This window comes from Xenorhabdus cabanillasii (assembly GCF_003386665.1).
Lineage (GTDB): Bacteria > Pseudomonadota > Gammaproteobacteria > Enterobacterales > Enterobacteriaceae > Xenorhabdus > Xenorhabdus cabanillasii.
Genome location: NZ_QTUB01000001.1, coordinates 2,111,944 through 2,123,570, shown reverse-complemented (window position 1 = coordinate 2,123,570; position 11,627 = coordinate 2,111,944). Strand labels below are relative to the sequence as shown.

The window sequence follows — 11,627 nt, the reverse complement described above, 5'->3', positions numbered from 1 at the left end:
ACACCGAATAATACGATTATTTATGGCCGGAATACCCGGCAAACAGTGATTCAATGATACACTTCGGTTTAAATCAGGCCTATTCTGGTAGGCACAATCCATTATTGACAAAAGTCCATTAATAACAAAAGTGAGTATGACACAATGAAAGTAGGTGTAATAGGTGCAATGGAACAAGAAGTGACCTTGTTACGTGACCAGATTGACGGTCTGCAAACATTGTCACGGGGTGGCTGTGAGATCTATACCGGTAAGCTGGATGGTGTTGACATCGCTTTGCTGAAATCCGGTATCGGTAAAGTCTCTGCCGCACTGGGAACCACCTTGTTGATTGAACACTGCCAGCCGGATATTGTGATTAATACTGGTTCCGCAGGCGGTCTTGACCCTAAACTAAAAGTAGGCGATATCGTAGTGTCTGAAGAAGTACGTTACCACGATGCGGATCTCACCGCCTTTGGTTATGAGCCGGGTCAAATGGCACAATGTCCTCCCGCTTTTATTGCTGATAATCAATTAATTTCTTTAGCCGAAAAATGTATTCAGTCCCTGAATCTGAACGCAGTTCGTGGTCTGGTATGTAGCGGTGATGCCTTTATCAATGGCTCTGAGCCATTAGCGCGTATCCGGGCTACTTTCCCGAAAGTCGCTGCGGTTGAAATGGAAGCAGCAGCCATTGGCCACGTTTGTCACCAATATAAAGTGCCTTTCGTTGTGGTTCGCGCTATCTCTGACGTTGCGGATCAGGAATCTCACATCAGCTTTGATGAATTTCTGGTTGTTGCTGCACATGAATCCACCCGGATGGTCAACGCCATGCTGACCGAACTCAGCAAACAGTAACCGATTAGGGCCTAATGGAATAGGCTCTAATATCTCCCTCTGTTTTTTTCTATCCACCTGAAATCCCGATCTATAATCGGAATTAATAGTAATTAAGGACTATAAAAGGTTGTTATCATCTCTATTATTTATCTACTCCCCCGATATTATATTTATGATGAATATCTGATAGTTTTCTTTCCAAATATTTTATTTGCACTTAGCTTCATATTATTCACTGAATTATTTATCAAATTTATATAGGGATAGAGCAACGTATTAACATTTATTACTACCTGTTAGGTTTACCTGAAGAAGGGGGAGAGATATTGATGTATTACTTATGTAATAAATATTAAGGTGATAAGTTCATGCTATTTGAATGAAGTTTCTATATATTAGTATTTCTATCATTTTTTCATGATAAGACTCGTTTTATTTCTCTAATATATATATGATATTGATAGAGGTTTAATATGCATAAAGATACAATGAATTATAATGATACCGATGAACCACATGGCCCATTTGTAGCAGATGGCAATGTTATTTATATAGATGTTGCAGCACCTGATAAAGACAATATATATGTTACTATAGAGAATACAGACACAAGAATAACCCTACATGATGCTCAATTAGCCTATGGTATAAATGGGGATATTGGTTCTAAATTACTTTCAGTTTTAGAAATGGCTCTTGTATATAATAAGAAAGTGAGAGTGATGGGGTATGGAGATGAGAGAGGAAGCTTTATAGAATCGGTAATGATATTTAAATGATAAAATATAGCTGACCAACTGTTTTTGTTATTTTTACCTAACGAAAATAAATTTTAATCTTGTTAAAAGATATAATATTAAGAGGAATTTAAAATGAATAAAAATGAAAAAGACTCTAATAATATTGAAGAACAGCAGAGTTCAGTTAGTGGGTATGTTTCTTCCATTCACGTTGCATCTCCTGTTTCAAGTAATATATCTGTTAAAATAGTCGATGAATATAACCGGACATTACTTGAGGATGGCCTGCTAACTTATGGAATATATTCAAGTCCTGGTACTCAATTATTGAGAGTTTTAGAATTAGCATTAATACATAATAAAAAAGTGAAGGTAACGAAACATATACATGAAGGAACAACTTTTATAGATCATATAGCATTGCTCGGAGATTTAATATAATAAAAATAGCTACTCAAGTAATCCTCTGATTCACAGGGATTATTTTTTAAAACCAGCAAACGGGGGCTATATCGATATAATCACCCTGTTTGCGATTTCTACAACACCTTTTTTAATTTAATACCTAATTAACCTAAAAATAGGCTCTGTGTTAGATAGTCAGATTACTTATTAAAAATAATATTTATGCCTGATGAAATCCCCTATACCCTATGAATCTCAGAATTCAGTGGTTGCACCACGAAATCTATAGTCACCTTCTTTATTTGTAACACTGATTACAGCGATGTTACATTGCCACCGATGAGAACATCTGCTTACAGAGCAATTAGAGCTGTAATACTAACATGGAGAATTAATAATGAAATCATTTTGGAAAAATGCCTCTCATCGCTCTACCTCAATAGCATTTTCGTTTCTTCTATATAGCTTTTTATATATTTTCAGTACCCCACTTTATGCGGCTGTATCCCGTGTTATCAGTCTTGCTCCTTCCACAACTGAGCTTGCATATGCGGCGGGAATGGGCGACCAGCTTGTCGCAGTCAGTGCTTACTCTGATTATCCTGAAGCTGCAAAAAAACTGGAACAAGTCGCAGACTGGCAAGGACTCAATGTTGAAAGGATCATTGCTCTGAAACCTGATTTAATTCTGGCATGGCGGGGAGGTAACCCCCAACGGCCATTAGAGCAACTTGCTGCTTTAGGCATTCCGATTTTTTATTCTGATGTAAAAAAAGTAGAGGATGTTGCAACTGAGCTGGAACGTCTGGCGACTTACAGCTCACAGCCTGATATAGCCCAAAAATCTGCTGCGAATATCCGGCAAAAATTCAATCAACTAAAACAGACTTATGCCGTCTCAAATCCTAAACCCGTATTTATACAATTTGGCATCAATCCGATTTTTACTTCATCCCGCCATACTATTCAGAGTGAAATTGTTTCCGTATGCGGAGGAAGAAATATATTTGCCGATAGCCCTGTTCCGTGGCCTCAGGTTAATCGTGAGCAAGTTCTTGTCCGTAAACCAGAAATTATTGTGATGGGTGGAACTGAAGAACAAAAGCAGAAAGTCGCAGAATTTTGGCAGCCACAATTAGACACCAGAATTATTATTCTTAACGATGATTGGTTTAGCCGTGCCGGGCCGAGAATTATTTTAGCGACAGAGCAATTATGTCAACAGTTAAGCGATGTTGAACGGAGCTGAGCGATAAACAATGGGACAAGGCTGATGACAATAAATATGAGGGCAATATTTCCACTGCCCTCATATTCTGGATTTGATGAATAATAAATAGTGAAATCAGATGCTAAAAGAAGAACCACAACCGCAAGTGGTTTTTGCATTCGGGTTGGTGACAATAAAGCGAGAACCTTCCAACCCTTCGGTATAATCGACTCTACCACCTACCAGATATTGCAGGCTCATCGGATCAACTACCAGCTCAACACCTTGTTTCTGAATTGTTAGATCACCTTCGTTGATTTGGTCATCGAAAGTGAAACCATACTGGAAACCGCTACAACCACCACCTGTAATATAGACCCGCAAACGCAGGTTCGGGTTATCTTCATCTGCAACCAATACCTTAACTTTGTTGGCTGCGGCATCAGTAAACTGCAAAGGTAGTGCAGCATCATCGCTCATATTTTTACTCCAGTCCGGTTTTCCGGTAAAAGTTCTCGGAAAGTTGTTGTATACCCAATAGAAAGGGTATAAACCTTCTGATCAGTTAACGGTGATTATCTAATACCTGACTGATTCGTTCAAGTTTTTGCCATATATACCTTATGGATTTCAAGATACAGGGTACACACGATATATCCCCACTCTATTCTTATGCATCGGTCTTATGATTTGGCTTACCTATTAGGGTCATTTAGAATGGCGGCTTCATATACCCGTCGTCTTTCAGGAGCATTTATTAATGAGCCAGTCCGAAACACTTTACTCTCAGGCAAAACATGTCATCCCCGGTGGTGTTAACTCTCCGGTACGTGCTTTTAACGGCGTTGGCGGTACACCTGTTTTTATCCAACGTGCCGATGGTGCCTGTCTTTATGATGTCGATGGTAACGCCTATATTGATTATGTCGGTTCGTGGGGGCCAATGGTTCTCGGACATAACCACCCTGCCATTCGTAATGCCGTCATTGAAGCCGCTGAGCGCGGCCTGAGCTTTGGTGCCCCAACGGCTGCCGAAGTAGAAATGGCCAAACTAGTGACAGAACTCGTTCCCTCCATGGATATGGTTCGCATGGTGAACTCAGGTACAGAAGCCACCATGAGCGCCATTCGTCTGGCCCGTGGCTATACTCAGCGCGATAAAATCATTAAATTCGAAGGTTGCTATCACGGCCACGCTGACTGTTTGCTGGTAAAAGCAGGCTCTGGCGCTCTGACCATCGGGCAACCAAATTCACCGGGAGTTCCTGCTGACTTCGCCAAACATACTCTGACTTGCACCTATAATGATCTGAGTTCAGTGCGTGAAGTCTTCGAAAAATACTCGGAAGAGATTGCCTGTATTATCGTCGAACCTGTCGCCGGAAATATGAACTGCATTCCACCACAACCGGAATTTTTACCGGGTTTACGTAAACTGTGTGATGAATTCGGTGCACTGCTGATTATTGATGAAGTGATGACCGGTTTCCGTGTTGCTTTAGGCGGCGCACAGGAATATTACGGTGTTGAGCCTGATCTCACTTCTCTTGGCAAAATCATCGGTGGTGGCATGCCAGTAGGCGCATTCGGCGGCCGTCAGGAAATCATGGAAAAACTGGCACCAACCGGCCCGGTTTATCAGGCCGGGACACTTTCCGGTAACCCAATCGCGATGGCAGCGGGTTTAGCCTGCCTGAAAGAAGTCGCTCAGGTTGGTATTCACCAGCGTTTGAGTGAACTGACTGATAAACTTGCAACTGGCCTGAAACATGCTGCTTCCAAAGCTGGCATTCCTCTGGTTATTAACCACGTCGGCGGTATGTTCGGTATTTTCTTTACCGATGCAGAAAGCGTTACCTGCTATCAGGATGTGATGAAATGTGATGTTGAACGCTTCAAGAAGTTCTTCCATTTAATGCTGGATGAAGGCGTCTATCTGGCTCCATCTGCCTTTGAAGCAGGTTTTATGTCCATTGCCCATTCAGATGAAGATATCCAGCGCACCGTTGATGCAGCAGCTCGTTGTTTTGCTAAATTGAAGTAATCTATTTCCTCCCTGACACTACAATAATATTGTGGTGTCAGGGATTTACTTACACCAAAACCCGTACCGCCTGAATTGCAGACATTACCGCCAATACGCCCAACAGAATGAGCATCAACCAGCGAAAATACTGCGCACTGATACGTGTTCTCAGGCGAGTACCAATAAAGAAAAAAAGGACGGATAACCCCGTTAGTAACAATACAGGCCACAAACAATCCGAAGAGAATAATTCAAATGCCTCATTACGCAATACCACCAATTGACTGATCTTTCCGAGCAAAAAACAGAGATTCGCTGCTCGTGCAATTTCATGACGATCATTGCTCATCGCCAGCAGGCACATTATCAATATAGGTGACATAGCGTTTGTAGCTCCGCCAATGACTCCTGCCACCAGGCCAAATAACGCCAAAATAATCGGACTTGCAGGTAAATGAAAATTATTGCTGCAAACACTACTAATAATGTAAAACGCAATGACTCCACTCAGCAGTAATTGAAGATAGGCAGGATTAACCCAAAATAAAAGTTTCGCCCCAATAAAACTACCTAATAATGAAAAGAGCGCCAGTAAACTGTATTTATGTAATATCGGGCCAATTTTTCCGCCTGAAATCACACTTAACACATTGATCAATAATGTTGGCCATAATGCTAAGATTACTCCTTCTTTCAAAGGTATAAATAAACTTAATGCGGTTGTACTGGCAATAGGAAAACCAATACCGCTGATGCCATGTAATAACGCAGCAGTAATAAATAACAGGGATAGAACAATAATGTTCATCGCCTAATCCTCACAGAAAAAAGCAACTGCATTTTTAATTTATTTAGCACACCCGCTCCCGGCTATACAAATATATTCAATAAGTGAATATTAATATCAGGAATTGTGCCATATCCTGTATCTGGCAAGATATCCTGATACTTTATTTTTGCGAGAAGGATTGAATTTATGAATAAGAAGTGAGTCCGTTACCTTGACTGGATTCGGTTCTCTGATATAAGTATCCCGCGAACACAACCTTATTCAGGACGGGTCATATACATTAAAAAAGACCTTCAAATGGATCATGTTCGGTGATACTTTGATTACGTTCATGAGTATCTAAGAAATCATGCGGAGCTGAGATTAATTAAAAGCAGGATATCTTGATGAATACACTTGAAATCAATAGACATACCGCTGTTATCTCTTTTGCTCCAGGAATAGAATATTTCGTGACGAGTTTAGAATTCCCCACTTCTCAAGAGTGGGGAATTGCATTTTAAAACAGCTGATTTACCGGTTACTGCCCAAACATCTCACGCAGCCAGCCCGGAGCCTCTTCTTCCTTGCCTTCTTCAATGGGCTGCTGCACAGATTGTAAACATAAAGCCTGAGGATCGTCTGTCCAGACTGGTAAAATCCTGATGCCACCTCCGGCACAATTAAAAGAGCCATCTTCATTGACAGACATATCCACAATGCCTTCCGGTGGTTGGTTTTTTAGCGCCAGAGGTGTTTCATTTGCCAGATAACGTTCATAAATCTTCAGCGCTCCTGTTGCTCCTGTCAGATTGGTCGGGCCGTTGTTATCACGACCAGCCCAGACAATCGCGACTTCTTTACCGTCGATTCCGGTAAACCAAGTATCACGCAGGTCATTGGTCGTTCCCGTTTTTCCCGCCAGATTATATTTGCCATATTTTCCGGTCAGTGAGCGGCCCGTTCCCCGTGCAATAACCTGCTGCATACCATATAACGTCAAATAAGCTGCTTGGGCAGGTACAACCCTTTCCGCCTGTGGATAGCTCTGGTAAACCACAGTACCATCCTCAGCAATGATAGAGCGCAGTGCTGAGAGTCTGGCCCGATTTCCTCCACTGGCAATGGTCTGAAACTCCTGAGCCATTTCCATCGGAGTCAGGTTGATAGCTCCCAGCAACATTGCGGGTACTTTCTGGATTTCTTTAGCCGGAATGCCCAGTAACACCAGAGTATTCGCAATATGATCCAACCCCACATCCAGCCCCAGATTGACCGTCGGAATGTTGATTGAGCGAGCCAGTGCATCGACCAACATAACTCGGCCACTGAAATTACGGCTGAAGTTTTTCGGCTCCCACGGTTTTCCGCCAGCCTGAGGTATCGAAATAGGCTCATCTGCCAGCCAGGTGTTCAGGCGATATTTATCCGGTTGGCTTAATGCAGATAAATACGTTGCAGGCTTAGCAAGCGAACCGATTAACCGACGGGCATTCATTGCGCGGTTAAACCCCGCATATTGAGGCTGCGAGCCTCCAACCATTGCCCGGACTTCACCACTGAAACGGTCAACAATGACCATCGCACCTTCTAAATCAGGCACCTTACGCGATTTACGCAGATCAGCAACACCTTGTTCTATTGCTTTTTCCGCCGCATCCTGCGCAACCGGGTCTAGCGTAGTGAAGATTTTTACGCCCGATAAATCATTCACTTTCTCGCCCAGTTTTTCCTGTAGCTCTTTACGTACCATCTGCATAAATGCGGGTTGTGGTGTTATTACATCACTTTTCGGTTTTACACCGAGAGGACGGGCACTTAGCAGGTCATACAGCTCCTGATCTATCACTTTTCGGTTCTGGAGAATCTTCAATACGACATTACGGCGTTCCAGTGCAGTTTTAGGATTACGCCACGGGTTATACCACGAAGCCCCTTTAACCATCCCTACCAGCAATGCTTGCTGATCCAGACTCAGTTCATCAATCGGACGCCCGAAATAGTAAAGACTCGCTAACGGGAAACCCCGGATCTGCTCATCACCACTCTGCCCTAAGTTAACTTCATTCAGATAGAGTTCAAGAATGCGATCCTTGCTGTAGCGTGCATCCAGCAATAATGCCATCAAGGCTTCATTGGCTTTACGGCTTAAGGTACGTTCGTTAGTCAGGAATAAATTTTTGACTAACTGCTGGGTTAAGGTACTGCCCCCCTGAACTGCACGGCCCGCCAGCAGGTTTTCCAGCGCTGCACGAACAATCGAAAGGGGTCTGATGCCGTCATGCTCGTAGAAATAGCGATCTTCTGTTTCCAATAATGTCTGAACCAGCAAGTCAGGAAAGCCGGAGCGCGGAACAAACAAACGCTGCTCACCATTCGCTGACTGCATCATGCTGATCAGTTTGGGATCAAGACGGAAGAAGCCAAACTGACGTTGATTTTCCATGTTTTCAATACTGGTTAAATGATTGTCATCGAAAACCAGACGAGCCTGAATCTGCCCTTCTTTACCATCAGGGAAATCAAATGGCCGACGTAACATTTCAATACTGTTGCCCCTGACAACAAACTCGCCCGGACGGGTTATTTTAGTTACCAGCCGATACTGCATACCTTCCAATAACCGGATCATCTCAGCCTTATTGTAATTCATGCCCGGTTCAAGATTTACCATACGGCCATATACCGCAGCGGGAAGTTCCCATACTCGGCCATCAATGCGGTGACGGATTTTGTTATCCAGATAAAAACCATATATAACAATGAGTACTGTCAGCACAATAAAGATTTTCAATAGCAGCAGCCAGACCCATTTTCCCCGCCTTTTTACCTGCGGGGATTTATTCCCTTTTTTCGTCATGACTTCATTCTCATCGTCATTGTTACTCTCGTCTTCAAAATCATCATAGTCATAATCATCCCGTCGATGACGTTTATTCGCCTGACGCCCACGACGATGTCCCGACTTTTTACCCTTACGTCCGATTGGCTGACGATCATCATCAGACATACCGAATTCTCCAATTGTTCATGAAACGTAGTAATATGAATTTATTAAAATAATTACATATATTTTTTCACGCGCCTCGTCGGCGCTGCATTAGCAGGATCATCTGGCCATAAATGCTTGGGATAACGCCCTTTCATCTCTTTTTGTACCTCCCGATAAGCTCCCCGCCAAAATGCCGCGAGATCTTGGGTGATCTGCAATGGACGATGAGCCGGAGACAACAACTCAACAACGACAGGAATTCGTCCTTTTGCCAAAACCGGATTCTGCTGCTCGCCGTACATTTCCTGCATTCTGACTGATAATACGGGTGGCTTATCGTAGAAATATTCAATGTTGATCCGGCTTCCAGTTGGCACAGTGTAATTAGTAGGCAATTCATTATCCAGTATTTGCCGTTGCTGCCAATCAAGAAGAGCCACAAGAGCTGATGACAGCTCAACTTGTCGCAATCCCTTCAAATCTTGCACACGTTCCACTTCCAGTGCAGGTTGCAGCCACTGTTCAAGAGAATCCAATAAAGTATCATCATCGACAGCAGGCCATTCAATTTCCGGCAGCCATTCTGCGGCCCGTTGCAAACGAATTCGCAACTGCGATGCTTCCTGTGACCAGGTCAGAGCCGCCAGTCCCTCCTGCCGGACCCAATTCAGCAGAGCTTCCTGCAATTCAGTCGCAGAAGGTTTTGCCAAAGGCTGTGCCTTAACCGTCAAACGTCCACATTTCAGCCGCTTCCATGCACGCAGCGTTCCCTTATTATCATCCCATTCAATAGCTGTCTGTTCTGTAAACAAAGCAGGATATTGCCTGACTATTTGTTCAATATTCAACGGACAGGCAAGCAGAATGCGTGCATCCGGTGTTTTGCTGCCTTGCTGCAATGCCGGTGCCACCAGCCATGTTTCACCTGAAAGCGGCTCTTCCCGCTCCAGTACAGCACCCAAGCCGGTAGCAAGCTGAAAACGTCCAAGGTTGTCACGATTTTTCGCAATTCTGTCAGGAAACCCCTGCACCAATAATTCAGGTACATACTCCAGATTAATGCTGTTAGGATCCGTAACAATATTATCTGCCAGACTTCTGACCAGATTTCTGAATAGCTGTTTTGCCCGTTGCTGCCAATGAGACTGATTGGAGGTAAGGCAATGGATGAGATCCGGTGCTCCCCATCGTGGCGGCTCCTCAAGGATCGCGACCAGTTTCGCTGCTGTTGCCAGTACTTCTCCTGCCGATTCTTTCTCCGCACATGATCCTTTACCTGAACACCATTCTCTTGCCAGACATAAAATAGCGGCCAAACGAGGCTCGCAACCGGATTCGGTCATTCGCCAGCCACGGGCAGTTAATTGTTGTTTATCATCCAGTGCTCCCAATTGAGTAAGCAGAGATTGGGCAACAGTCAGGGCAGCTTGTGGTGGATTGTCTGACCAATGTAACTGGCTACTGTCACGACATCCCCACTGCAATAAAGAAAGCAGCAAATTACTCAAATCTGAATGCAGGATTTCCGGTTCACTGTGCTCTGTAGCACGCTCTGCCTGCTCCTGACTAAATAAATGCCAGCACACGCCAGCTTCCAGTCTGCCCGCCCGACCAGCTCGTTGAATCATTGATGCCTGACTAATTCGTTGGGTAATCAAACGGGTTAAGCCGCTCTTCGGTTCAAATCGGTTGGTACGTTCCAGACCACTATCCACCACCAGACGAATTCCCTCAATCGTCAGACTGGTTTCGGCAATGTTAGTCGCCAGTACCACTTTACGCATTCCCGCCGGAGCAGGCATTATCGCCATACGTTGTTCTGACAGGGATAAAGCGCCATATAGCGGGCACAGTAACGTACCATTCCCGACTTTTCCCTCTAACTGCATCAGTACACGCTGAATTTCCGCTACGCCGGGTAAAAACAGCAACAGCGATCCCGTCTCCTGCTGTAATAAACGTAATACTGCTGAAGCCACTGATCGTTCAAAAGGCAGATGGGCAGGCAGTGGATGGTAACTTCTCGCCACCGGATAACTGCGCCCTTCTGAAACGACGACTGGTGCTTCGGGTAATAAAGAAGAGAGGCGCTGGTTATCCAGCGTAGCGGACATGACCAGAATACGTAAATCATCACGTAACCCTTCCTGCACATCCAATAGCAGAGCCAGTGCCAGATCGGCCTGTAAGCTGCGCTCGTGAAATTCATCAAGAATGACGAGAGAAACACCACTCAGTTCAGGATCTTGTTGCAGTATTCGGGTCAGAATCCCTTCAGTCACCACTTCAAGACGGGTGGAGACACTAACTTTAGTCTCCGAACGCATTCGGTAACCTACCGTCATACCTACGGGTTCATTCAATTGCTCTGCCAGACGTTCAGCAACACTACGTGCGGCAATACGCCGCGGTTCCAGCATAATAATACGTCCGCTAAACCGGGCATTATTCAGGATTGCCAGCGGTAATCCTGTTGATTTTCCTGCACCTGTCGGAGCATGTAATAAAACCTGTTTCGAGGTCTCCAACTGAGTTATGACAGAGTCTACAACGTCATAAATAGGTAATAACAAAGGTTCACCATAGCGATTAACTTTCAAGGACTGTTATTGTAGCATTGGCGATTCTAATTTCAGTTCACGTTTAATTTCATCTTCATG

General features: G+C 44.0%; 9 protein-coding genes. 5 read left to right on the top strand and 4 right to left on the bottom strand.

What is annotated here, in order from left to right:
- The first annotated feature begins 144 nt into the window (after positions 1–144).
- From mtnN to btuF, 4 genes are all read left to right on the top strand, one after another.
- The gene (mtnN, locus tag BDD26_RS10195) at positions 145–843 is read left to right on the top strand and encodes a 5'-methylthioadenosine/S-adenosylhomocysteine nucleosidase (protein WP_115826476.1); all 699 of its coding nucleotides are present in this window, start codon (positions 145–147) and stop codon (positions 841–843) included.
- A gap of 455 nt (positions 844–1,298) precedes the next feature.
- Complete coding sequence (locus BDD26_RS10190; protein WP_115826475.1) at positions 1,299–1,604, top strand: hypothetical protein; 306 nt, start codon at positions 1,299–1,301, stop codon at positions 1,602–1,604.
- 93 nt (positions 1,605–1,697) lie between these two features.
- Entirely contained in the window at positions 1,698–2,006 is a 309-nt protein-coding gene (locus BDD26_RS10185) for a hypothetical protein (protein ID WP_038269427.1), read from the top strand.
- Between the two features lie 361 nt (positions 2,007–2,367).
- Positions 2,368–3,219, top strand: a complete 852-nt coding sequence (gene btuF / locus BDD26_RS10180; RefSeq protein WP_051502642.1) for a vitamin B12 ABC transporter substrate-binding protein BtuF — start codon at positions 2,368–2,370, stop codon at positions 3,217–3,219.
- A 96-nt stretch (positions 3,220–3,315) separates the two neighbouring features.
- Here btuF and erpA read toward each other — a convergent pair whose 3' ends face one another.
- Positions 3,316–3,660: an iron-sulfur cluster insertion protein ErpA gene (erpA, locus tag BDD26_RS10175; protein ID WP_038269425.1), complete on the bottom strand. Its 345-nt coding sequence runs from the start codon at positions 3,658–3,660 to the stop codon at positions 3,316–3,318.
- A 280-nt stretch (positions 3,661–3,940) separates the two neighbouring features.
- On the opposite strand from erpA, the gene hemL reads away from it, so the two are divergent.
- On the top strand, positions 3,941–5,224 hold the full coding sequence (gene hemL / locus BDD26_RS10170; protein ID WP_115826474.1) for a glutamate-1-semialdehyde 2,1-aminomutase: 1,284 nt from the start codon (positions 3,941–3,943) through the stop codon (positions 5,222–5,224).
- Between the two features lie 49 nt (positions 5,225–5,273).
- Here hemL and BDD26_RS10165 read toward each other — a convergent pair whose 3' ends face one another.
- The 3 genes from BDD26_RS10165 to hrpB form a co-directional block, all read right to left on the bottom strand.
- Complete coding sequence (locus tag BDD26_RS10165; protein ID WP_115826473.1) at positions 5,274–6,014, bottom strand: sulfite exporter TauE/SafE family protein; 741 nt, start codon at positions 6,012–6,014, stop codon at positions 5,274–5,276.
- A gap of 502 nt (positions 6,015–6,516) precedes the next feature.
- Positions 6,517–8,985, bottom strand: a complete 2,469-nt coding sequence (gene mrcB, locus BDD26_RS10160; RefSeq protein ID WP_038269422.1) for a bifunctional glycosyl transferase/transpeptidase — start codon at positions 8,983–8,985, stop codon at positions 6,517–6,519.
- A 53-nt stretch (positions 8,986–9,038) separates the two neighbouring features.
- On the bottom strand, positions 9,039–11,540 hold the full coding sequence (hrpB, locus tag BDD26_RS10155) for an ATP-dependent helicase HrpB (protein ID WP_115827535.1): 2,502 nt from the start codon (positions 11,538–11,540) through the stop codon (positions 9,039–9,041).
- Between the last annotated feature and the right edge of the window lie 87 nt (positions 11,541–11,627).